A 21,399-nucleotide genomic window follows, 5' to 3' on the forward strand; every position below is an offset into this window, starting at 1 on the left:
ACGCGCCATACCGGTGGAGCACCTCAACGCAGCCTCCGCGGAGGAACTGGAACAGGCCCTCCTCATCTGCCTGCGCAGCCCCCGCTGGTCCCGGCGCGTCGCGGAACACCGCCCCTACCCGGATCTCGCCTCCCTGCTCGCCGCGGCGGACGAGGCGGCCTACGACCTGAGCTGGGCCGACCTCACGGAAGCACTGGCGGCCGAGCCGCTGCCCGCCCTCCCGCCGGACACCTACGCGGCGGCCCACACGGCCCTGCGCGCGGCCCACGCCGCCTACGAGGCCCGATTCGGGCACGTGTTCGTCATCTGCCTGGACGGTGTGGCACCGGCCGAGGTCCTGGACCACCTCCTGGAAACCATCCGGTCACGATTGACGAACGATCCGGAGGAGGAGCGGGGGGTGGTGGCCGACGAGCTGCGGCGCCTGGCGAAGGAACGGCTGGTCCGCGCGCTGAGGGGCGCGGGGCCGCAGTCGACATGCGGCTGGCGCCGCGTGGGCGCGATCGACCACAGCGAGCCCGCACCCGGCCGATAACGGGACACCCCACCACAGAAGCCGATGAGCTAGCCCGTACGCATGCCAGTTTGATCACACAGCCGGACCCCGGCTCAGCCCAGCGGCAGCGCCTCGCTACGATGCTGGGGGCCGGTGGACCGTACCCGGCCGGGCCCGACCGACACACCAAGCCGGCGCGGCCCCAATCCCCGCTCCCGGAGGAAACTTCCGTGCCGGCTGGAACGCTGTACCGCGGCCGGGAAGGAATGTGGTCCTGGGTGGCTCATCGAGTCACCGGCGTCCTCATTTTCTTCTTCCTGTTCGTTCACGTGCTGGACACCGCTCTCGTCCGCGTGTCCCCTGAGGCCTACGACAACGTCGTGGCCACGTACAAGACGCCGATCGTCGCGCTGCTGGAGTACGGCCTCGTCGCCGCCATCCTCTTCCACGCGCTCAACGGTCTGCGCGTCATCGCCGTCGACTTCTGGATCAAGGGCGCGCGCTACCAGAAGCAGATGCTCTGGACCGTCGTCGCCGTGTGGGTCGTGCTGATGCTCGGGGCGGTCTACCCCGTCCTCGGCCACGCCGCTCGTGAACTGTTCGGGAGCTGACGCCAATGTCCACGTCTGAGAAGACCGCCGCCGGTGTCGGCCCCGTCGAGGGCGGCGCCGTCTACACCGTCGACAACCCCGCGCCCTTCATCGAGGCCCCGCGCAAGCGGACCAAGAAGACCCCGAAGAGCACCCGGGGCAACTTCGAGCTGGCCGCCTGGCTGTTCATGCGCCTGTCCGGCGTCGTGCTGGTCGTCCTGGTCCTCGGCCACCTGCTGATCCAGCTCGTCCTGGACGGCGGCGTGTCGAAGATCGGTTTCGCCTTCGTGGCGGGCCGCTGGGCCTCGCCGTTCTGGCAGGTCTGGGATCTGCTGATGCTGTGGCTCGCGATGCTGCACGGCGCCAACGGCCTGCGCACGGTCATCAACGACTACGCGGAGCGCGCGAACACCCGGCTGTGGCTCAAGGGCCTGCTCTACACCGCCACGGTGTTCACCATCCTGCTGGGCACGCTGGTGATCTTCACCTTCGACCCGAACATCCGCTAGGCACGGGGCTGCGAGAATCATGAAGATCCACAAGTACGACACCGTCATCGTCGGCGCCGGTGGCGCGGGCATGCGCGCGGCCATCGAGTCCACGAAGCGCAGCCGCACCGCCGTGCTGACCAAGCTGTACCCCACCCGCTCCCACACGGGCGCCGCGCAGGGCGGCATGGCCGCCGCGCTGGCGAACGTGGAGGAGGACAACTGGGAGTGGCACACCTTCGACACGGTCAAGGGCGGTGACTACCTGGTCGACCAGGACGCCGCCGAGATCCTGGCGAAGGAGGCCATCGACTCGGTCCTCGACCTGGAGAAGATGGGCCTGCCGTTCAACCGCACCCCGAACGGCACGATCGACCAGCGCCGCTTCGGCGGTCACAGCCGCAACCACGGCGAGGCCCCGGTCCGCCGCTCCTGCTACGCGGCCGACCGCACCGGCCACATGATCCTCCAGACGCTGTACCAGAACTGCGTCAAGGAGGGCGTGGAGTTCTTCAACGAGTTCTACGTCCTGGACCAGCTGATCACCGAGGTCGACGGCGTCAAGAAGTCGGCCGGTGTCGTCGCCTACGAGCTGGCGACCGGCGAGATCCACGTCTTCCAGGCGAAGTCCGTGATCTACGCGTCCGGCGGCTGCGGCAAGTTCTTCAAGGTGACGTCCAATGCGCACACGCTGACCGGTGACGGCCAGGCTGCGGTCTACCGCCGCGGTCTTCCGCTGGAGGACATGGAGTTCTTCCAGTTCCACCCGACCGGCATCTGGCGCATGGGCATCCTGCTGACGGAGGGCGCCCGTGGTGAGGGCGGCATCCTCCGCAACAAGGACGGCGAGCGCTTCATGGAGAAGTACGCGCCGGTCATGAAGGACCTCGCCTCCCGGGACGTGGTCTCGCGCTCCATCTACACGGAGATCCGCGAAGGCCGCGGCTGCGGCCCCGAGGGCGACCACGTGTACCTGGACCTCACGCACCTCCCGCCGGAGCAGCTCGACGCCAAGCTGCCCGACATCACCGAGTTCGCCCGCACCTACCTCGGCATCGAGCCCTACACGGACCCGATCCCGATCCAGCCCACCGCGCACTACGCGATGGGCGGCATCCCGACGAACGTCGAGGGTGAGGTCCTGGCGGACAACACCACGGTCGTCCCGGGCCTGTACGCGGCCGGCGAGGTCGCCTGCGTGTCCGTGCACGGCGCGAACCGTCTCGGCACGAACTCCCTGCTGGACATCAACGTCTTCGGCAAGCGCGCCGGCATCGCGGCCGCGGAGTACGCGCAGAAGGCGGAGTTCGTGGAGCTGCCGGAGAACCCGGCGGAGCTCGTGATCGCCCAGGTCGAGCAGCTGCGCGACGCCACCGGCACCGAGCGTGTGACGGTGCTGCGGCGCGAGCTGCAGGAGACCATGGACGCCAACGTCATGGTGTTCCGCACCGAGCAGACGATCAAGACGGCGGTCGAGAAGATCGCGGAGCTGCGCGAGCGCTACAAGAACGTCTCGATCCAGGACAAGGGCAAGCGGTTCAACACGGACCTGCTGGAAGCGATCGAGCTCGGCAACCTGCTGGACCTCGCCGAGGTCATGGCGGTCTCCGCACTCGCCCGCAAGGAGTCCCGCGGCGGTCACTACCGTGAGGACTACCCGAACCGCGACGACGTCAACTTCATGCGGCACACCATGGCGTACCGCGAGGTCGGCGCCGACGGCTCCGAAACCGTCCGTCTCGACTACAAGCCGGTCGTCCAGACCCGCTACCAGCCGATGGAGCGTAAGTACTGATGGCTACACCCGTTCTGGACAAGGAAGACGCGGCCGGCCGGCCCGAGCCCGGTTTCGCCGACTCCCCCTACATCACGGTCACCTTCCGCATCCGCCGCTTCAACCCCGAGGTCGCGGCGGAAGCGATGTGGGAAGACTTCCAGCTGGAGATCGACCCGAAGGAGCGCGTCCTCGACGCCCTCCACAAGATCAAGTGGGAGCTCGACGGCACGCTGACGTTCCGCCGTTCCTGCGCCCACGGCATCTGCGGCTCGGACGCGATGCGGATCAACGGCAAGAACCGTCTTGCCTGCAAGACCCTCATCAAGGACATCAACCCCGAGAAGCCGATCACGGTGGAGGCCATCAAGGGCCTCACGGTCCTGAAGGACCTCGTGGTCGACATGGAGCCGTTCTTCCAGGCGTACCGGGACGTCATGCCCTTCCTCATCACGAAGGACACGAACGAGCCCACGCGTGAGCGTCTGCAGTCCGCCGAGGACCGTGAGCGCTTCGACGACACGACGAAGTGCATCCTCTGCGCGGCCTGCACCACGTCGTGCCCGGTCTTCTGGAACGACGGCCAGTACTTCGGCCCGGCGGCCATCGTCAACGCGCACCGCTTCATCTTCGACTCGCGTGACGAGGCGGGCGAGCAGCGCCTGGAGGTCCTCAACGACCGCGACGGCGTGTGGCGCTGCCGCACGACCTTCAACTGCACGGACGCGTGCCCGCGTGGTATCGAGGTCACGAAGGCGATCGCCGAGGTGAAGAGGGCGCTGATCACGCGCCGGTACTGAGCCTCGCCGCTTCCGTATGAGGGCCCTGTTTCCAGCGGAAACAGGGCCCTCTGGCATATGCCACACCTTCGGGTGAAGGGGTCCGGGGACGGACCCGCGGTCGCCTTCCGGCCCACGACGATGCTCTCGACACCAGCCCCGGGAGACACCGCATGTCCACAGCTTCCGTCGAGCAGCCCTTCGGCCGCGGAGAGCCGCTCACCCTCACGACCATCGCCGACGAGATCATGGAGCGCCATCCGGGCTACCGTGTCGAGATCATCGAAGGCCATCTCCTCGTGACTCCGCCCCGGGATGCTCCCCACGCCCGCGCCCTGACCAAACTCATGCGTCCGTTCATCGCAGGACTGGACGACGGCGAATCCGAGGTCCTCCAGAACGTAGGACTCTGGCTCCCCACCGGCGCCGAGGACTACGCCATCCCCGACCTCGTGGTGGTGGACGCCGACATCGACGACCACTTCGTCGAGAACAACGCCTACGATCCGGCCTGCTTCCGTCTCGTCCTGGAAGTCACTTCCGGGAACTGGAAGGACGACCTCAAGACCAAGGTCGCCGCCTACGCCGAGGCCAAGGTGCCCGTCTACGTCGTCGTCGACCGCAAGCACCAGCGCCTCCACGTCCTGACGGACCCGGTCGGAAGCACCTACGAGAACCACCGCCCGCATGCCCCTGGTGAGCTCGTCACTCTCCCGGACTCCATCGGCGCCAAGGTGAGCCTCGACGTGGCGGAGATCCTCAAGGCCGGCCAGCCCAGAACTGGCAACTGAGCCTCACCCCATTGACGTGGTCGCGTTGCCGGTGTGCCGGTTGGTCGGCGAGCCGGGCGGCCGCCGACGGCGTGACCTACGCCCCACACCCCACGAGTTGAACGTGTTCAAAAGGAGGTCTACAGTCTTTCTCGACAGCGTTTTGAACGTGTTCAAGAAGGGGTGGGGGCTATGGACCGCACGGTCATCGCCTACGTCATCTACCTGCTGGTCAGCGTCGCGCTGACCATCTGGGTGGCTCGCACGCTGAGCCGTACCGGGAGGGTCTTCCTCGCCGACGTGCTGCACGGGAACGAGAAGCTCGCCGACGCCGTGAACCACCTGCTGGTGGTCGGCTTCTACCTCGTCAACCTCGGGTTCGTCGCGCTGTACCTGAGCAGCGACGAGACCATCACCGACACGCGCGGCGTCTTCGAGGCCCTGTCCACCAAGCTCGGTGTCGTCCTGCTGGTGCTCGGGGTGATGCACCTGGCCAACGTCTACGTGCTCAACCGCATCCGGCGGCGGGGCGTCATGGAGCGGGAGCAGGTGCCGCCCGTGCCGCCGCAGGGCTGGGTGGCGCCCACGGCCCAGGCCTGAGCGGAGAACTCCGTGAATGCCACGACCCCGGTCCGCAGGCTCACCGTCCTGTACGACGCCGAGTGCTCCCTGTGCGCGTTCCTGCGCGACTGGCTCCAGCGGCAGCCCCAGTTGGTGCCGCTGGAGCCGGTCCCGGCCGGCTCGGAGGAGGCCCGGCGGCGCTTCCCCGGACTCGACCACGGCGCGACCCTCGACGAGATCACGGTCGTCGCAGACGCCGGGCAGGTCTACCGGGGGCCCGCCGCCTGGGTCGTCACCCTGTGGGCGCTGCGCGAGCACCGGCCGCTCGCCCACCGGCTCAGCACCCCGTCCGGCGCCTGGCTCGCGAGGGGCGCGGTGCTCGCCGCCGCCAAGTGGCGCGGGGCGCAGTGGAACCGGGCGCACGGTGGCGGGGCGCAGTGGAACCGGGCGCAGGGTGGCGGAGCGCAGTGGGGCGGGCGGGTGTACCGGCGCGCGGACGGGTGGTCGTACGACCCGGACGGCGGCTGGATCCATACCGCGCCTGACTGCGCCGACGGCACCTGCGCCCCTCGGTGGCGGCACCGGTACCGGCGATAGGCTCTCTTCCCGTGTCCGCGAAGAACGACGGCCCCGGAGACGGCGCCACCCCCACCAAGTCCGAGCAGACCCGCGCCCTGATCCTGGAGACAGCCATGCGGCTGTTCCAGGAGCACGGCTACGACAAGACGACGATGCGGGCCATCGCCAAGGAGGCCGGGGTCTCCGTCGGCAACGCGTACTACTACTTCGCGGGCAAGGAGCACCTCATCCAGGGCTTCTACGACCGGATCGCCGCCGAGCACCAGGTGGCGGTCCGGGAGGTCCTGGACCGGGAGACCGACCTGGAGGCCCGGCTCGCGGGGGTGCTGCGGGCCTGGCTGGACATCGCCAGGCCGTACCACGAGTTCGCGGTGCAGTTCTTCAAGAACGCCGCCGACCCGGACAGCCCGCTCAGCCCCTTCTCCCCCGAGTCGGAGCACGCCCGCGAAGAGGCCATCAGCGTCCACCGGGAGGTGCTGGCCGGGGCGACGAAGACCAAGGTGCCCGAGGAACTGCGCGACATCCTGCCCGAGTTGATGTGGCTGTCCCAGATGGGGCTCGTCCTGTACTGGGTCTTCGACCGCACGGAGGGCCGGGAGCGGAGTTACCGGCTCGCCGAGCGCGGGGCCCGGCTCACCGCGCGCGGTGTCGCCCTGGCCCGTTTCCGGGTGCTGCGGCCGCTCGTGCGCGAGGTGCACGAGCTGTTCACGGACTTCCTGCCGGGGATGACGAACGCGATCCCGGACCCGGCCGCCCGCCGCACCAGCCCGTAGGTGCCGGACGTCAGATCTCCGTGAGGCTCCACAGGCGGAACACGCCCGTGCCGTCCGACAGGTACTGCCCGCCGCCGACGTCCTCGGTGGTGACGACGTACTCCTTCGCCTGCCACAGCGGCAGTACCGGCACGTCCTGGGCGACGGCCTGCTGCACCTGCCGGAAGTCCTGGTCGGCCTCGGTGCGGTCGGCGTAGCGCTGGCTGTCCTTGATGAGCCGGTCGACGTCCTTGCTGCTGTAGCCGGTGTTCATCGCGCTGCCGGTGCCGACGAGCGCGGCGCCGAAGGTGTCCGGGTCGGGGAAGTCGGCGACCCAGCCGACGGCGTACGCGTCGAGCTTGCCGCTCGCCCAGCGCTTCTGGAAGTCGGTCCACTCGTAACCCCGGACGGTGACCTTGAACAGGCCGCTCGCCTCCAGCTCCCGCTTGATCTCGGCGGCTTCCTGCGCACCGGCGCCACGGCCCTCGGCGTAGCCGTAGGTGAAGCGGACCGGCAGGGTCACGCCGGCCTTGGTGAGCAGTGCCCGTGCCTTCTTCGGGTCCGGCTCGGGATAGTCGTCGAAGAACGAGGTGGTGTGGCCGGTGATCCCCGCCGGGATCAGGGAGTACAGCGGGTCGACGGTGCCGTCGTACACGGTGGCGGCCAGCCGCTGGCGGTCGATCAGCCAGGCCATGGCCTGCCGGACCTTCGGGTTGTGCAGCGGCTTTCCCGCGCGGGTGTCGAAGTACAGGTTCCGGGTCTCCGAGCCGTCCGCCTCGAAGACGCGCTGCGAGGGGTCGCTGGGGTTGAGTCCGGCGAGGACCCGGGGCGGCAGCTGGCGGGTCGCGACCTCGACCCGCTTGTCCTTCCAGGCCGTGTCCAGGGCGCCGGGGCTGTCGTAGTAGCGCAGTTCGACGGGCCGGCCCGCGCCGTCCTTGACGGCACCCCGGTAGTGGGCGTTGGGCGCGAGGACCGCCTTGTCGTCCTTGGTGTACGAGGTGAGGGTGTAGGGGCCGGTGCCGTCGACAGCGTTGTCGGTGCGCAGATGGTCGGCCGGGTACGCCGTGTGGTCGACGATCGAGCCCGCGCCGGTGGCCACCTTGAACGGGAAGGTGGCGTCCGGCGAGGAGAGGTGGAAGGTGACGGTGGCCCGGTCGACGCTCACCGAACGGAGGGTGTCGAGCAGCGGGGCCGGGCCGACCGGGGACTTGATCCTCATGATCCGGTCGAAGGAGAACTTCACGTCCTCGGCGGTCATCTCGCGGCCGCTCGGGAAGGTGAGGCCGGGGCGCAGTACGCAGCGGTACGTGGCCAGGTCGCCGCCCGCGAACGCGCAGCTCTTCGCCGCGTCCGGCACGGGTGCGGTGCCGCCCGGGGCGAAGGTGAGCAGCGACTGGAAGACGTTGCTGAACAGCGCCCAGGAGCCCGCGTCGTAGGCGCCGGCCGGGTCGAGCGAGGTGACGGCGTCCGTCGTGCCGACCGTGATGGTCGCGCCGTCCTTCTTCGACGGCACGAGCTGCCAGGCGCCCACGCCCACGGCTGCCAGGACGAGCAGCCCCGCGAGTATCCGCATGCGAACCGACCGCATCGGCCCTGCCTTCCCCGGGCCCTCGGGGCCCCAGATGCGTACGCCACGCCCCTTCGTGGCGGCCTCACCCAATCACAGGCGTTTGACCCGGGGGAAGGAAGATCTTCCGAGTTGGGAAAGAACTTACCGATGGCTTACCGATGGGCGGTTAGGTCCGGTTTCACAGCGTTCTCACAGGGTCAGGCCTGCTTCGACGCCAGCTCGATCAGGGTGATGTCCGACGGGGCGCCCACCCGGGTGGGAGGGCCCCAGGCGCCCGCGCCGCGCGAGACGTAGAGCTGGGTGTTGCCGTAGCGGTCCAGGCCCGCGAGGGTGGGGTTGGCGCCGGAGGCGATGAGGTTGCCGGGCCAGAGCTGGCCGCCGTGGGTGTGGCCGGAGAGCTGGAGGTCGACGCCGTGCTCGACGGCCTCGTGGATCTGGACGGGCTGGTGGGCGAGCAGGACGCACGCGCGTGCGGTGTCCCGGTCGCCGAGGGCCCGGGTGAAGTCGGGGCCCTGGCCCTCCTCCTCGCCCGCCACGTCGTTGACTCCGGCCAGGTCGAAGTACGGCATCTCCCTGCGGGCGTTCTCCAGGGGGTTCAGGCCGAGCCGCCGGACCTCCTCGACCCACTGTTCGGCGCCGGAGAAGTACTCGTGGTTCCCGGTGACGAAGTAGGACCCGTGACGGGCCCTCAGCTGCGCCAGGGGGGCGGCGGCGGGGCCCAGGTCCTTCACGCTGCCGTCGACCAGGTCGCCGACGACCGCGATCAGGTCGGGCTGGGTCGAGTTGATCGTGTCGACGACCTTCTGCGCGAAGCCGCGACCGAGGACCGGGCCGAGGTGGATGTCGCTGACCACGGCGATGCGATACCCGTGCGCGGCGCGCGGCAGCTTGGCCAGCGGCACGGTCACCCGCTTCACCTTGGGCCCGCGCAGCACGCCGTAGGTGCCGTACCCGACGGTCCCGACAGCAGCGGCGGCGGCCGCCCCGGCGACGACCCGGGAGACGAAGAGGCGGCGGGAGGGGCCGGAGGCGGCACCGCCGGGGGCCGCGGTGGCGGGGTCCGTCGGCGTCGCCGTCGGCATCGGCGCCGCCGCAGCGAGCGCTCCTGACGCCACGGCACCGTCGTCCTCGTGCGGGTCGGGGGCGGTCACGGACGCGGTCGCCGCACCGGCGGTACCGGGCTGCGCCGCGGGCGTGGGGGCCGTACCGGGGGCCGGTGTCACGGACGCGGTTGCTGCACCGGCGGTACCGGGCTGCGCGGCGAGCGCGGTCACGCCGCCGTCCGCTGTCGCGGGCGTACCGGCTGCGCCGTTTGCCTGCGGACCGGCGGTGGTCGCCGAGGCGGTCGTCGCACCGGGCGTGCCGTTGCCCTTCGCCTCCGGATCAGGCGCTGTCCCGGACCCCGGGGCCGCACCGCCCCCATCCGTCTGCCGGCCGTCCCGTGTCCTCGCCCGCCGGTCCAGGTACCGCCGCAGCAGCGGACGTACGACCTCCCCCGCCACCACCGCCAGCAGCAGGTATATCGACAGGGCCAGCCACAGGAAGCCCGGCCAGGCCAGTACCTGCTGGAGCCAGAAGGGGGCGCCGGAGCGTTCGGCGACCAGGGCCGTGATCGCGAGGGTCCAGCCGCCGGCGATCAGGACCGCGCCCGCGCGGCGGGTGAGGCCCGGGCCGCGGGTCGTGTCGCGGAACAGGCGACGCCACACGTACCAGTTGGCCGTCACGACGACGGCCAGGACCAGCAGTGCCACGAGTACGAAGACGATGACCACGGTGTCGAGTCTCCCGATTGCCGTTATGACGTCCGGCGCAGTGCGCGCAGACCACGCAACCCGATGGCCCCGACGACCGTCCCCAATACGAAGGACACGACGGCGAGCAGCAGGTGCACCCAGAAGTAAGCCGTGGGATGACCGTCGTCGAAGGCGAGCCCGCTGCTGTCCTTGACAAGGTTCTTGACGAAAGTGATCCAGATGACCCAGCTCCACACCCCGAAGGCGAGCAGGAACCAGGAGACGGGGCGGCTGAGCTTCATGCACCCAGTATCGCCACCGCGTGTCCGGTTCCGTGCCCGGGGTGGGGGCGATGACGGGACTTCCCCCCGAACGGCATGTACGTTTCCGACCGTGCCCGCTCCGAAGAAGACCACCAGGCGATCCCTGCTGGTCACCTCCGCCGTCCTGTCGTCCCTCGCCCTGGCCTCGCCCGCCGCCGTCGCCGCCCCGAAGCCCTCGGGCAGCCCGTCGGCGAGTCCATCGGCGAGCCCGTCGGTCACTCCCCCGGCGTCGATGTCGACCGTGGGCGGCGCCAGGCTCGGGCGGCCGGGCACACAGGTGAACCTGGCGAGCGGCGTGCCGGTGCTGCCGAAGGACGTGAGCGCCCGCTCCTGGATCGTCGCCGACGCCGAGACCGGTGACGTGCTGGCCGCGCACAACGCGCACTGGCGGCTGGCCCCGGCGAGCACGCTGAAGATGCTGTTCGCGGACACGCTGCTGCCGAAGTTCCCCCGGAGCGAGAAGCACAAGGTCGTCCCCTCGGACCTGGCCGGTATCGGCGCGGGCTCCAGCCTGGTCGGGATAAAGGAGGAGGAGACGTACACCGTCCACGACCTGTGGCTCGGGGTCTTCCTGCGCTCCGGCAACGACGCCGTGCACGTGCTGTCCGCGATGAACCAGGGCGTCGAGAACACCGTCAAGGACATGAACGAGCACGCCGAGGAGCTCCAGGCCCTCGACACGCACGTCGTCAGCCCGGACGGCTACGACGCCGAGGGGCAGGTGTCGTCGGCGTACGACCTGACGCTGTTCGCCCGCTCGGGGCTGCAGAAGAAGGACTTCCGGGAGTACTGCTCGACGGTCAGCGCGAAGTTCCCGGGAGAGACGAAGAAGGGCAAGAAGGGCAAGCAGGTCCGCGAGACCTTCGAGATCCAGAACACGAACCGGCTGCTGGCCGGCGACTCCGACGTGCCGGTCTACCAGGGCATCGCGGGCGTCAAGAACGGCAACACCACCAACGCGGGCGCCACCTTCACCGGCGTCGCCGAGCGCGACGGCAAGGTGCTGCTGGTGACGGTGATGAACCCGGAGAAGCCCGAGCACAACGAGGTCTACAAGGAGACGGCCCGGCTGTTCGACTGGGGCTTCAAGGCGGCCGGGAAGGTGCAGCCGGTCGGCGAGCTGGTGCCGCCGAGGAGCGCCCGGGCGAGTGAGCCCGGCGCGAACCCGTCCGGCGAGGCGGGTGGCTCCGGGGACGGCGGCAAGGGCACGGCCGGGACCGGTTCGAAGCCGGTGGCCAGCGCCTCGTCCGGGGGCTCCAGCGGGGTCGGGACGGCGCTCGGCATCGCCGGCGGTGTGCTGGTGCTGCTGGCGGGCGGTGCGTTCCTGGTCAACCGCCGTTGGCCACTGCCGGATCTGGTGCGCCGCCGGACCCGCCCGTGACGGCCGGGATCTCGTCCTCCTCCTTGCTCTGCGTCGCCGTCCAGGCGGCGCAGAACAGCACCAGCTTCGAGGTGAAGTTGATCCACAGCAGCAGCGCGACGGGCACGCCGAACGCGCCGTACATGCTCTTCGCCGCGACGCCCTGGAGATAGCCGCTGAGCAGCAGTTTCAGCAGTTCGAAGCCGACCGCGCCGGTCAGCGCCGCCACGAACAGGCGGTGGCGGGTCGGCTCGACGCCCGGCAGCAGGGTCAGGACGTAGAGCAGCAGCAGGAAGTTCGCGAGGACGGCGATCAGGAACGCGACGATCCGGAGCAGGACCCCGCCCCAGCCGCCCTCGTCGATGCCGAGCTGCCGGATGATCCAGCCGATCATCGCGGAGGCGACGGCGGAGGCGGCGATGGTGACGAGGAGCGCGCCGCCGAGGCCGACCAGGACGCCCGCGTCCTTGGCGTAGCGCAGGGCCGGGTTCTCCTCCTCGTCGGGCAGCTCCCACACCGCCCGCAGGCACTCGCGCATCGAGCCGGCCCAGCTGACGCCGGTGAAGAACAGCAGCGCGCCCGCGATCAGGCCGACCGTGCCGGCGTTGTCCACCAGGCCCGCGATGTTCAGCTGGTCGGAGATGCCGGGCACCTGCTCGGCGAGCTTGTGCTGGAGCCTGTGCTGCTGCCCGGTGCTGAGCGTGGCGGCGGCGATGGTGGCGGACACCGTCAGCAGCGGGAACAGCGCGACGAAGCTGGTGAACGTCATCGCGGCGGCCAGCCGCGTCCACTTCACGCGGTCCAGCCGCTCGTACGACCGCCACGCGTGAGTGATCATCAACCGTGCCACCCACGGTCCGACGACCGGGAGCTTTTTCAGCCAGTCCATGATCCGACTCTGCCCTCCGCCCGGAACACCCATGTACGGGTACCCCAGAACCGCAGGACCGTGGCCAGCGTCATTCCGACAACAGCGCCGGAGACGGTGTCCGCACGCTGCGAGGTGAGTCCGAGGCCGTAGTGGCTGACGGTGAGGCAGAGCAGTTGGACGGCGGCCCCGGCGAGGTTCACCGCGAAGAACACGGCGTACGGGCGCAGGCCCCGGGCCGCTGTACCGCGGTACGTGCCGAGGGCGTTGCCCGCGTAGGCGACCGAGCAGGCGGCCAGGAAGGACAGGGTCTTGGCGGTGAGGGGGCCGAGTCCGGCGGGGCCGCGCAGGCAGGTGAACATGGCCAGGTCGACGGCGTAGGCGAGGAGGCCGACGAGGGCGAATCCGGTGAGTTCCCGGCGCCCGGGGAGCGCCGGCCGGCCTTCCCGGGCGCGCGGGTTCACCAATTGGCCACCGCCAGGCCGTACATCGCCACCCACACCAGGCCGATGAGGGCGAGTGCCCGGTCGTGCAGGACGACGTCCTCGGGTTCGCCGGCCGTGCCGCGGTCGGCGAAGACGGCGTACCGCAGGACGGCGAGGATGAAGGCGACCATGGACAGCTGCCGCCAGGGCAGCACGCTGGTGTGCGGGACTCCGCCCTCCTCCATGGCCCACAGGCAGTAGCCGAGGACGGCGACGCCTGCCGCGAGCTGCCAGACGAAGCGGAGGTAGCCGGTGGTGTACTCGGTGAGCAACGCGCGCGTGGTGCCCGCTTCCCCGGCCATCTGCACGGCTTCGGAGTAGCGCTTGGCGGAGACCATGAACAGCGCGCCGAAGCCGGTCGTGATCAGGAACCAGCGCGACGGCGCGATGCCGAGGGCGAGCCCGCCGACCATGGCCCGCATCAGGAAGCCGGTCGTGACGACGGCGAGGTCGACGACGAGGACGTGCTTGAGGCTGACGCAGTAGGCCAGTTGCATCCCCACGTACGCCGTCAGCAGCGCGGCGACGGCCGGGGAGCACAGCCAGGCCGCGGCGGCGGGCGTGAGCACGGCGAGGACGCCGCCGACCGCGTAGGCGACGGGCACGGGGACCTGTCCGGCGGCGACCGGGCGGTGCCGCTTGGTGGGGTGTGCGCGGTCGGCGTCGGCGTCGCGGGCGTCGTTGACGAGGTAGACGGCGGCGGCGCAGGCGGTGAAGAGGACGAAGACGAGCGCGAGTTGGAGGAGGGCGTGCCGAGTGAACAGCTCACCGGCGGCGGCCGGGGCGGCGACCACGAGGACGTTCTTGATCCACTGCTTGGGGCGGGCGGTCCTGAGGAGACCGGCCGGGAGACCGCCCCTGCGGGGTGGCGCGGGCCGCTCCTCGGGGGTGCGCTGCCGCAGGACGGCCGTCTCAGTCATGGTGGGCGTCCCCCCTCATCCAGCGGGCGCCGAGCCGGGCGGTGAGCGCGCCGAGGGCCGCACCGGCCGCGACGTCCGAGGGGTAGTGGACGCCGGCCACCAGCCGGGACACGCACACCGCGGCGGCGAGCGGCGGGACGGCGCGGGCCCCGAGGGCGCCGAAGGCGACGGCGGCGGCCGCGGCGGAACTGGCGTGCGAGCTGGGGAAGGAGTGCCGTCCGGCGGTGCGCACCAGGGGCTCGACGTGCGCGGGGCGCGGCCGGCGCACGATCCGTTTGACGCCCATGCTGACGAGGTGCGCCCCGGCGGTGAGCGCGGTGCCGCGCAGCCAGGCGCCGCGTCTCCCGCGGTCGAGGGCGGCTCCCGCGAGTCCGGCCGCGAGCCAGAGCGCCGCGTGCTCCCCCGCCCAGGACAGGGCACGCGCGGCTCCGGCCACGCGGGGGTCGGTGGCGCGCGCCCTGAGCGCGGAAACGATCCGGTGGTCCATGTCGTGCAGGTCGTCGAGGTCGTCCATGTGGACTCACTGTTCACGCCCAACCAGCCTGAACTGCGGCAATATTGGGCGACATCCCATTAATCACCCATTTCGGGGAGGGATGCCATGTTCTCTAACTTGTCGGTCACATTTGGGCGATACGGTCACGGACATGTCTGCCGACACCGACTCCGTCCCGCAGGTACCGGGCCTGGACCACACCACCGTGACCGGCTGGGGCCGCACCGCTCCGACCGCGGCCCGGCTGATCCGCCCGCGTACGTACGAGGAGGCCGCGGCGGCCGTCCGGGAGTGCGGGGCCCGCGGCGGGATCCCCCGGGGCCTGGGCCGGGCGTACGGGGACGCGGCGCAGAACGCGGGCGGATCCGTGCTCGACATGACGGGCCTGGACCGCGTCCACGCCATCGACGCCGGCGGCGGCATCGTGCTGTGCGACGCGGGCGTCTCCCTGCACCGGCTGATGGAGGTGCTGCTGCCGCTCGGCTGGTTCGTGCCGGTCACCCCCGGCACGCGCTACGTCACCGTCGGCGGGGCGATCGGCGCCGACATCCACGGCAAGAACCACCACGTCTCGGGCTCGTTCTCGCGGCACGTGCTGTCCTTCGAACTGCTCACCGCCGACGGCGAGATCCGCACGGTGGTGCCGGACACGCCCCTGTTCCAGGCCACCGCGGGCGGCATGGGCCTCACCGGCGTGATCCTCACCGCGACGATCCGGCTCCAGCCGGTCGAGACCTCGCTGATGTCGGTCGACACCGAACGGACGGCGGACCTCGACGACCTGATGGCCCGGCTGGCGGCCACCGACCACCGCTACCGCTACTCGGTCGCCTGGATCGACCTGCTGGCCCGCGGCGCCGCCACCGGCCGCGCGGTCCTCACCCGCGGCGACCACGCGCCCCTGGACGCACTGCCCGCCCGGGCCCGTGGCAACCCGCTCTCCTTCCGCCCCTCCCGCCTCCCGGCCGCCCCCGCCCTCCTTCCCGAGGGCCTGCTCAGCCGGACCACCGTGAGCCTCTTCAACGAACTCTGGTACCGCAAGGCACCCCGCGCGCGGTCCGGCCAACTCCAGCGGATCTCCGCCTTCTTCCACCCCCTGGACGGCGTGCCGCACTGGAACCGCGTCTACGGCCGGGGCGGCTTCGTGCAGTACCAGTTCGTCGTCGGCCACGGCCGGGAGGACGCCCTGCGCCGTATCGTGCGCCGCATCTCCGAACGCCGCTGCCCGTCCTTCCTGGCCGTCCTCAAGCGCTTCGGGGAGTCCGACCCGGGCTGGCTGTCCTTCCCCGTGCCGGGCTGGACGCTGGCCCTGGACATCCCGGCGGGTCTGCCCGGCCTCGGGGCGTTCCTCGACGAACTCGACGGGGAGGTCGCCGAGGCGGGCGGACGTGTCTACCTCGCCAAGGACGCGCGGCTCCGCCCGGAACTGCTCGCGGCGATGTACCCGCGGCTCGACGACTTCCGCGCCCTGCGCGCCGAACTGGACCCGCACGGGGTGTTCGTGTCCGACCTGGCCCGTCGCCTCCACCTCTAGGCAATCCATAGGAGCTGTCATGAAGGACGCCTTCGGCCTCCCCCAGTCCCTGCTCGTCCTCGGCGGTACGTCGGAGATCGCGCTGGCCACCGCCCGCCGGCTGATCGCCCGGCGCACCCGCACGGTCTGGCTGGCGGGCCGTCCGTCGCCCGCGCTGGAGGAGGCCGCGGGGCAGCTGCGCGGGCTCGGCTCCGAGGTGCACACCGTCGCCTTCGACGCGCTCGATCCCGCCTCCCACGAGGCCGTGCTCGGCAAGGTGTTCGCCGAGGGCGACGTCGACATGGTGCTGCTCGCTTTCGGGCTCCTCGGCGACCAGGCGCACGACGAACGGGAGCCGGAGGCGGCGGTGCGGGTCGCGCAGACCAACTACACCGGCGCGGTCTCGGCAGGCCTGGTGTGCGCCCGCGCGCTGCAGTCCCAGGGGCACGGCTCCCTGGTCGTCATGTCCTCCGTCGCGGGCGAGCGGGCCCGCCGGGCCAACTTCATCTACGGCTCCAGCAAGGCCGGCCTCGACGCCTTCGCGCAGGGCCTGGGCGACGCGCTGCACGGCACGGGCGTGCACGTGATGGTCGTACGCCCCGGCTTCGTCCGTACGAGGATGACCGCCGGCCTGCCCGAGGCGCCGCTGGCGACCACGCCCGAGGCGGTCGCGACGGCCGTGGAGCTGGGGCTGCGGCGCCGCTCGGAGACGGTGTGGGTGCCGGGGGTACTGCGCGTGGTGATGGCAGCACTGCGGCACCTGCCGCGGGGGGTGTTCCGGCGACTGCCGGTGTGAACCCGGGCGGGAGCGGGTGTGGCAGGTACGGCCGGACACGGGCGGGCGGGCGCGGCCGCCTGGCGCGTGCGGGCGGGCGCGGCCTACCGAATGCGGGCGGGCGGGCGCCATCTGGCTCAGGCCGGCGGGCGCGTGGGCTGGCGCAACGGGCTCGCGCGGGCTGGCTCAGACCGGCGGGCAGGGGCTGGCGCAACGGGCTCGCGCGGGCTGGCGGATGCGGGCGGGCGGTGTGCGGTCTGGCGTGTAGCGCTTGGCGCGGGCGGACTGGCCGCCTCGGTGCCCGGGAGCGTCGGCGGTACTGAGCCGGGCGCCGCGAGCGTCAGCGCATGGGGACCGAGCCGCGTTCCACGCAGCCTGCCTGGGGCGGGACGACCGAGCCGCCGAAGGGGTAGTCGCGGAGCTTGCGCCACACGCCGTCGGCGCCCTGTTCGTAGAGGGCGAAGCCGGTGCAGGGCCACTCGGCCTCGTAGCCGGCGAGTTCCTCGAAGGCGCGGTCCATCGACGCCTCGTCGATGCCGTGCGCGACGGTGACGTGCGGGTGGTAGGGGAACGCCAGTTCGCGTGCGACCGGCCCGGCGGGATCGCGGACCTGCTCCTGGAGCACGGTGCAGGCCTCCGCGCCGGCGACGACCCGGACGAAGACGACCGGCGACAGGGGCCGGAAGGTGCCGGTTCCGGACAGCCGCATCGGGAAGGGCCGGCCCGCCGCGGCGACCTCGGCCAGATGCGCCTCGACCGCGGGCAGGGCCGACTCGTCGACCTCCGTCGGCGGCAGCAGGGTGACATGCGTGGGGATACCGTGAGCAGCGGCGTCGCCGAAGCCCGCGCGCAGCTGCTGGAGCTGGCTGCCGTGAGGCTCCGGGACCGCGATCGAGACACCGATCGTTACGGTCCCCACGTCGTCTCCTGTCGTTTCAGTTAGTGGGCCGCTGATACGACCACCCGGATATCGACTGTACGACCACGACCCGGTTACGGGCAGGCGCAACCGAAGTGATGTACAGCGCTGTCCGGTGGTACGGCTGTGCGCGGGAGCGGGTTCAGTGCTTGGCGGGCAGGAAGCCCACCCTGTCGTACGCCTGGGAGAGGGTCTCCGCGGCGACGGCGCGTGCCTTCTCGGCGCCCTTGGCCAGGATCGAGTCGAGCGTCTCCGGGTCGTCCAGGTACTGCTGGGTGCGCTCCCGGAACGGCGTCACGAAGTCGACCATGATCTCGGCGAGGTCCGTCTTGAGCGCGCCGTAGCCCTTGCCGGCGTACTTCTCCTCAAGCTCGGCGATGGTCGCCCCGGTGAGGGTCGAGTAGATGCCGAGGAGGTTGCTGATGCCCGGCTTCTCCGCCGCGTCGTAGCGGATCACGGTGTCGGTGTCCGTGACGGCGCTCTTGACCTTCTTGGCCGTGGCCTTCGGCTCGTCGAGGAGGTTGATGAGGCCCTTCGGCGTGGAGGCCGACTTGCTCATCTTGATCGACGGGTCCTGGAGGTCGTAGATCTTCGCCGTCTCCTTGAGGATGTACGGCTTCGGGACGGTGAAGGTCGGGCCGAAACGGCCGTTGAAGCGCTCGGCGAGGTCGCGGGTGAGCTCGACGTGCTGGCGCTGGTCCTCGCCGACCGGGACCTCGTGGGCCTGGTAGAGCAGGATGTCCGCGACCTGGAGGATCGGGTAGGTGAAGAGGCCGACGGAGGCGCGCTCGGCGCCCTGCTTGGCGGCCTTGTCCTTGAACTGGGTCATACGGCTCGCCTCGCCGAAGCCGGTGAGACAGTTCATGACCCAGGCGAGCTGGGCGTGCTCGGGGACATGGCTCTGGACGAAGAGCGTGCAGCGGTCCGGGTCCAGGCCCGCGGCGAGCAGCTGCGCGGCGGCCAGGCGCGTGTTCGCGCGCAGCTCCTTCGGGTCCTGCGGGATGGTGATCGCGTGCAGGTCGACGACCATGTAGAACGCGTCGTGGGTCTCCTGCAGCGCCACCCACTGGCGGACGGCGCCGAGGTAGTTGCCGAGGTGGAACGAGCCGGCGGTGGGCTGGATGCCGGAGAGCACGCGGGGTCGGTCAGAGGCCATGTTCACCATTCTCTCAGGTCCCGGGGAGCGATCCGGAACCGGTCGGAAACAGGTGGGGTCCCGTTTCTCCCCGGCGGTGTAACAAGGGGTGAGTGCGCGGGAGGGGGCCGGGGTGGGCCGTGGAGGGGGAGCGATGCGGGCACGGAGCGGGGCGGGGAGAGGGCGGGGCAGGGGCGTGACGGTGTGGCGTGCGCTGCTCGTCGCGGGGGCCGCCGTGTGCGCCGTGGTTGCGACGGCGGCCACCGGCGCGGCGGCGGCTGAGGCGCGGGGGCGGGACGTCCCCGACGTGGCGATGGTCGTCGCGGGCGGCACGGGCCGCGCGGCGGCCGTGCGCTCGGGCGAGCCGGCCTTCGCCCGCCTGTGGCAGCTGCTGCAGCCCGAGCGCACGGAGACGGAGCGGGTGCCGGAGGCCTGGACACAGGGACGGTTCCCGCCGGTCCGGCTCACGGTGGTGTGGGGGCTCTCGGGCGTCGGCGGCTGGCCGAGCACGAACCGGCCGCCCGGTGGTGACGTGGCCGTCGAGCGTCAGGATCAGCTGTTCGTGGCCGAGGACGGCACGCCCTGGGTGCGTTCGGATCCCGCGCCGACCGTGGAGGACGACGACATCCGCTGGCATCGGGCACCGCGCTCCGTCTTCGAGCGGCTGGACCTGGCACGGCTGCTCGGCGGCAGCGCCATGGAGGGCGGGTCCGGCGGGAGCACCGCCTCGGGCGACCTGTCCGGCCCGGTGCGGGGCGATGTCCGGTGGGCGGCGGCGGGGCTGGCGGCCGGACTCGCGGCCGGCGTCGGCGGCACACTGCTGACACGCCGCGCGGCGGCCCGGCGGGAAGCCGGACCGCCGCGGGAGGAGCCGCGTCAGGAGCTGATCGACCTGGACCGGTGAGGCCCGTGCCGATGCCCCGCCGGTGCGGGCGTCAGCCCAGGTCGATCTCCGGGTACAGCGGGAAACCGGCCACGAGGTCGGTGGCGCGGCGGGAGATCTCGTCGGCGATCTTCGCGTCGAGGACGTGGGCCGCCTTGGAGGGGGCGCCCGACTTGGTCGTGCCCGGCTCCGTGGTGGTGAGGACGCGGTCGATCAGACCGGCCACCTCGTCCATCTCCGCCGTGCCGAGACCGCGGGTGGTCAGGGCGGGGGTGCCGATGCGGATGCCGGAGGTGTACCAGGCGCCGTTCGGGTCGGCGGGGATCGCGTTGCGGTTGGTGACGATGCCCGAGTCGAGCAGGGCGGCCTCGGCCTGGCGGCCGGTGAGGCCGTAGGAGGAGGCGACGTCGATCAGGTTCAGGTGGTTGTCCGTGCCGCCCGTCACCAGCGTCGCGCCGCGGCGCATCAGGCCCTCGGCGAGCGCGCGGGAGTTGTCGACGATGCGCTGGGCGTAGTCGCGGAAGGACTCCTGGCGGGCCTCGGCGAGGGCGACCGCCTTGGCGGCCATGACGTGCGGGAGCGGGCCGCCGAGGACCATCGGGCAGCCGCGGTCGACCTGGTCCTTCAGCGAGTCGTCGCACAGGACCATGCCGCCGCGGGGGCCGCGCAGCGACTTGTGGGTGGTCGTCGTCACGATCTGCGCGTGCGGGACCGGGTCGAAGTCGCCGGTGAGGACCTTGCCCGCGACCAGGCCGGCGAAGTGGGCCATGTCGACCATGAGCGTCGCGCCGACCTCGTCGGCGATCTCGCGCATGATCCGGAAGTTCACCAGGCGGGGGTAGGCCGAGTAGCCCGCGACGATGATCAGCGGCTTGAACTCGCGGGCCTGGGCGCGCAGGGCCTCGTAGTCGATGAGGCCGGTGGCCGGGTCCGTGCCGTAGGAGCGCTGGTCGAACATCTTGCCGGAGATGTTCGGGCGGAAGCCGTGGGTGAGGTGGCCGCCCGCGTCCAGGGACATGCCGAGCATGCGCTGGTTGCCGAAGGCCTGGCGCAGCTCGGCCCAGTCGGCCTCGGTCAGGTCGTTGATCTGGCGGACGCCGGTCTTCTCCAGGAAGGGCACCTCGACGCGGGCACCGAGGACGGCCCAGAAGGCGACGAGGTTGGCGTCGATGCCGGAGTGCGGCTGGACGTAGGCGTGGCGGGCGCCGAAGAGCTCCTTGGCGTGCTCGGCGGCCAGGGACTCGACGGTGTCGACGTTGCGGCAGCCGGCGTAGAAGCGGCGGCCGACGGTGCCCTCGGCGTACTTGTCGCTGAACCAGTTGCCCATCGTCAGGAGCGTGGCCGGGGAGGCGTAGTTCTCGGAGGCGATCAGCTTGAGCATCTCGCGCTGGTCGGCGACCTCCTGGCCGATGGCGTCCGCTACGCGGGGTTCGACGGCGCGGATGACGTCGAGGGCGGCGCGGTAGGCGGTGGAAGCGGTGGAGAGGGGCTCGGCTGACATGTGTGGACCTCCGGACGTTGCGTTCAGCGTTCACGGTACGGCCCAGGCGCACGGCTCTGTCTGCTCGGGCCGCTCCCCGATGGTTGGTCCCATCCCAGCGCGCCAGTCACGGCCCAGGGTCAGCCTACC

At 71.3% G+C, this 21,399-nt stretch carries 23 protein-coding genes and 1 riboswitch; of the genes, 13 read left to right on the plus strand and 10 right to left on the minus strand.

Annotation, left to right across the window (positions count from 1 at the left end; all coding sequences use genetic code 11):
• Positions 1–13 precede the first annotated feature (13 nt).
• From ABZ016_RS04760 to ABZ016_RS04800, 9 genes are all read left to right on the plus strand, one after another.
• Positions 14–535, plus strand: a complete 522-nt coding sequence (locus ABZ016_RS04760) for a 2-oxo-4-hydroxy-4-carboxy-5-ureidoimidazoline decarboxylase (protein ID WP_356915108.1) — start codon at positions 14–16, stop codon at positions 533–535.
• A 191-nt stretch (positions 536–726) separates the two neighbouring features.
• Complete coding sequence (gene sdhC / locus ABZ016_RS04765) at positions 727–1,107, plus strand: succinate dehydrogenase, cytochrome b556 subunit (RefSeq protein WP_356915109.1); 381 nt, start codon at positions 727–729, stop codon at positions 1,105–1,107.
• A gap of 5 nt (positions 1,108–1,112) precedes the next feature.
• Entirely contained in the window at positions 1,113–1,595 is a 483-nt protein-coding gene (locus ABZ016_RS04770; RefSeq protein WP_020273764.1) for a succinate dehydrogenase hydrophobic membrane anchor subunit, read from the plus strand.
• Positions 1,596–1,614: 19 nt separating this feature from the next.
• A complete protein-coding gene (gene sdhA, locus ABZ016_RS04775; RefSeq protein WP_356915110.1) occupies positions 1,615–3,369 on the plus strand; it encodes a succinate dehydrogenase flavoprotein subunit in 1,755 nt (584 codons plus the stop codon).
• Positions 3,369–4,148 carry a succinate dehydrogenase iron-sulfur subunit gene (locus ABZ016_RS04780; RefSeq protein WP_356915111.1) on the plus strand — a complete coding sequence of 260 codons (780 nt, stop codon included), beginning with the start codon at positions 3,369–3,371 and terminating at the stop codon, positions 4,146–4,148. The genes sdhA and ABZ016_RS04780 overlap by 1 nt, the downstream gene beginning before the upstream one ends.
• A gap of 152 nt (positions 4,149–4,300) precedes the next feature.
• Positions 4,301–4,918, plus strand: a complete 618-nt coding sequence (locus tag ABZ016_RS04785; RefSeq protein WP_356915112.1) for a Uma2 family endonuclease — start codon at positions 4,301–4,303, stop codon at positions 4,916–4,918.
• 171 nt (positions 4,919–5,089) lie between these two features.
• Positions 5,090–5,497, plus strand: coding sequence for a hypothetical protein (locus ABZ016_RS04790; RefSeq protein ID WP_356915113.1), 408 nt, complete (start codon positions 5,090–5,092; stop codon positions 5,495–5,497).
• Between the two features lie 12 nt (positions 5,498–5,509).
• Entirely contained in the window at positions 5,510–6,055 is a 546-nt protein-coding gene (locus ABZ016_RS04795; protein ID WP_356915114.1) for a DCC1-like thiol-disulfide oxidoreductase family protein, read from the plus strand.
• 11 nt (positions 6,056–6,066) lie between these two features.
• On the plus strand, positions 6,067–6,810 hold the full coding sequence (locus ABZ016_RS04800) for a TetR family transcriptional regulator (RefSeq protein WP_356915115.1): 744 nt from the start codon (positions 6,067–6,069) through the stop codon (positions 6,808–6,810).
• Between the two features lie 10 nt (positions 6,811–6,820).
• On the opposite strand, the gene ABZ016_RS04805 is transcribed toward ABZ016_RS04800, so the two are convergent.
• The 3 genes from ABZ016_RS04805 to ABZ016_RS04815 form a co-directional block, all read right to left on the minus strand.
• Entirely contained in the window at positions 6,821–8,377 is a 1,557-nt protein-coding gene (locus tag ABZ016_RS04805) for an ABC transporter substrate-binding protein (RefSeq protein ID WP_356915116.1), read from the minus strand.
• 179 nt (positions 8,378–8,556) lie between these two features.
• Positions 8,557–10,131, minus strand: coding sequence for a metallophosphoesterase (locus tag ABZ016_RS04810; RefSeq protein ID WP_356915117.1), 1,575 nt, complete (start codon positions 10,129–10,131; stop codon positions 8,557–8,559).
• Between the two features lie 23 nt (positions 10,132–10,154).
• Positions 10,155–10,394, minus strand: coding sequence for a hypothetical protein (locus ABZ016_RS04815; RefSeq protein WP_356915118.1), 240 nt, complete (start codon positions 10,392–10,394; stop codon positions 10,155–10,157).
• A gap of 91 nt (positions 10,395–10,485) precedes the next feature.
• Between ABZ016_RS04815 and ABZ016_RS04820 the strand changes: the two genes are divergently transcribed.
• Positions 10,486–11,796, plus strand: a complete 1,311-nt coding sequence (locus ABZ016_RS04820; RefSeq protein ID WP_356915119.1) for a D-alanyl-D-alanine carboxypeptidase — start codon at positions 10,486–10,488, stop codon at positions 11,794–11,796.
• Here ABZ016_RS04820 and ABZ016_RS04825 read toward each other — a convergent pair.
• The 4 genes from ABZ016_RS04825 to ABZ016_RS04840 are packed head-to-tail and all read right to left on the minus strand — an operon-like array spanning position 11,744 to position 14,562.
• Entirely contained in the window at positions 11,744–12,664 is a 921-nt protein-coding gene (locus ABZ016_RS04825; RefSeq protein WP_356915120.1) for a YihY/virulence factor BrkB family protein, read from the minus strand. The two genes, ABZ016_RS04820 and ABZ016_RS04825, sit on opposite strands and share 53 nt — an antisense overlap.
• The gene (locus ABZ016_RS04830) at positions 12,652–13,107 is read right to left on the minus strand and encodes a GtrA family protein (RefSeq protein WP_356915121.1); all 456 of its coding nucleotides are present in this window, start codon (positions 13,105–13,107) and stop codon (positions 12,652–12,654) included. Before ABZ016_RS04830 ends, ABZ016_RS04825 begins: the two co-directional genes overlap by 13 nt.
• A complete protein-coding gene (locus tag ABZ016_RS04835; RefSeq protein ID WP_356915122.1) occupies positions 13,104–14,048 on the minus strand; it encodes a decaprenyl-phosphate phosphoribosyltransferase in 945 nt (314 codons plus the stop codon). The genes ABZ016_RS04830 and ABZ016_RS04835 overlap by 4 nt, the downstream gene beginning before the upstream one ends.
• Positions 14,041–14,562, minus strand: a complete 522-nt coding sequence (locus tag ABZ016_RS04840) for a phosphatase PAP2 family protein (RefSeq protein WP_356915123.1) — start codon at positions 14,560–14,562, stop codon at positions 14,041–14,043. The genes ABZ016_RS04835 and ABZ016_RS04840 overlap by 8 nt, the downstream gene beginning before the upstream one ends.
• Before the next feature lie 133 nt (positions 14,563–14,695).
• On the opposite strand from ABZ016_RS04840, the gene ABZ016_RS04845 reads away from it, so the two are divergent.
• Together ABZ016_RS04845 and ABZ016_RS04850 are read left to right on the plus strand one after the other, a co-directional pair.
• Complete coding sequence (locus tag ABZ016_RS04845; RefSeq protein WP_356915124.1) at positions 14,696–16,078, plus strand: FAD-binding oxidoreductase; 1,383 nt, start codon at positions 14,696–14,698, stop codon at positions 16,076–16,078.
• 19 nt (positions 16,079–16,097) lie between these two features.
• Positions 16,098–16,853 carry a decaprenylphospho-beta-D-erythro-pentofuranosid-2-ulose 2-reductase gene (locus ABZ016_RS04850; protein ID WP_356915125.1) on the plus strand — a complete coding sequence of 252 codons (756 nt, stop codon included), beginning with the start codon at positions 16,098–16,100 and terminating at the stop codon, positions 16,851–16,853.
• A 319-nt stretch (positions 16,854–17,172) separates the two neighbouring features.
• Here the strand turns inward: ABZ016_RS04850 and ABZ016_RS04855 are convergent, their stop codons facing one another.
• The gene (locus ABZ016_RS04855) at positions 17,173–17,751 is read right to left on the minus strand and encodes a 2'-5' RNA ligase family protein (protein WP_356915126.1); all 579 of its coding nucleotides are present in this window, start codon (positions 17,749–17,751) and stop codon (positions 17,173–17,175) included.
• A gap of 142 nt (positions 17,752–17,893) precedes the next feature.
• Complete coding sequence (gene trpS / locus ABZ016_RS04860; protein WP_356915127.1) at positions 17,894–18,907, minus strand: tryptophan--tRNA ligase; 1,014 nt, start codon at positions 18,905–18,907, stop codon at positions 17,894–17,896.
• A gap of 181 nt (positions 18,908–19,088) precedes the next feature.
• Between trpS and ABZ016_RS04865 the strand changes: the two genes are divergently transcribed.
• The gene (locus tag ABZ016_RS04865; RefSeq protein ID WP_356915499.1) at positions 19,089–19,790 is read left to right on the plus strand and encodes a hypothetical protein; all 702 of its coding nucleotides are present in this window, start codon (positions 19,089–19,091) and stop codon (positions 19,788–19,790) included.
• Between the two features lie 31 nt (positions 19,791–19,821).
• Here ABZ016_RS04865 and ABZ016_RS04870 read toward each other — a convergent pair whose 3' ends face one another.
• Complete coding sequence (locus ABZ016_RS04870; RefSeq protein WP_356915128.1) at positions 19,822–21,270, minus strand: glycine hydroxymethyltransferase; 1,449 nt, start codon at positions 21,268–21,270, stop codon at positions 19,822–19,824.
• 33 nt (positions 21,271–21,303) lie between these two features.
• Positions 21,304–21,390: riboswitch (ZMP/ZTP riboswitch) on the minus strand.
• Between the last annotated feature and the right edge of the window lie 9 nt (positions 21,391–21,399).

This window comes from Streptomyces sp. NPDC006372, assembly GCF_040612515.1.
In the GTDB taxonomy this organism is placed as follows: Bacteria; Actinomycetota; Actinomycetes; order Streptomycetales; family Streptomycetaceae; genus Streptomyces.

What these genes read in the sequence shown, in the direction of transcription:
- ABZ016_RS04790 (WP_356915113.1), top strand. Translation starts at nt 5,090, where the DNA reads ATGGACCGCACGGTCATCGCCTACGTCATCTACCTGCTGGTCAGCGTC.
- ABZ016_RS04785 (WP_356915112.1), top strand. Translation starts at nt 4,301, where the DNA reads ATGTCCACAGCTTCCGTCGAGCAGCCCTTCGGCCGCGGAGAGCCGCTC.
- ABZ016_RS04845 (WP_356915124.1), top strand. Translation starts at nt 14,696, where the DNA reads ATGTCTGCCGACACCGACTCCGTCCCGCAGGTACCGGGCCTGGACCAC.
- ABZ016_RS04850 (WP_356915125.1), top strand. Translation starts at nt 16,098, where the DNA reads ATGAAGGACGCCTTCGGCCTCCCCCAGTCCCTGCTCGTCCTCGGCGGT.
- sdhA (WP_356915110.1), top strand. Translation starts at nt 1,615, where the DNA reads ATGAAGATCCACAAGTACGACACCGTCATCGTCGGCGCCGGTGGCGCG.
- ABZ016_RS04770 (WP_020273764.1), top strand. Translation starts at nt 1,113, where the DNA reads ATGTCCACGTCTGAGAAGACCGCCGCCGGTGTCGGCCCCGTCGAGGGC.
- ABZ016_RS04815 (WP_356915118.1), bottom strand. Translation starts at nt 10,394, where the DNA reads ATGAAGCTCAGCCGCCCCGTCTCCTGGTTCCTGCTCGCCTTCGGGGTG.
- ABZ016_RS04835 (WP_356915122.1), bottom strand. Translation starts at nt 14,048, where the DNA reads ATGACTGAGACGGCCGTCCTGCGGCAGCGCACCCCCGAGGAGCGGCCC.
- ABZ016_RS04870 (WP_356915128.1), bottom strand. Translation starts at nt 21,270, where the DNA reads ATGTCAGCCGAGCCCCTCTCCACCGCTTCCACCGCCTACCGCGCCGCC.
- ABZ016_RS04780 (WP_356915111.1), top strand. Translation starts at nt 3,369, where the DNA reads ATGGCTACACCCGTTCTGGACAAGGAAGACGCGGCCGGCCGGCCCGAG.
- ABZ016_RS04825 (WP_356915120.1), bottom strand. Translation starts at nt 12,664, where the DNA reads ATGGACTGGCTGAAAAAGCTCCCGGTCGTCGGACCGTGGGTGGCACGG.
- trpS (WP_356915127.1), bottom strand. Translation starts at nt 18,907, where the DNA reads ATGGCCTCTGACCGACCCCGCGTGCTCTCCGGCATCCAGCCCACCGCC.
- ABZ016_RS04805 (WP_356915116.1), bottom strand. Translation starts at nt 8,377, where the DNA reads ATGCGGTCGGTTCGCATGCGGATACTCGCGGGGCTGCTCGTCCTGGCA.
- ABZ016_RS04840 (WP_356915123.1), bottom strand. Translation starts at nt 14,562, where the DNA reads ATGGACGACCTCGACGACCTGCACGACATGGACCACCGGATCGTTTCC.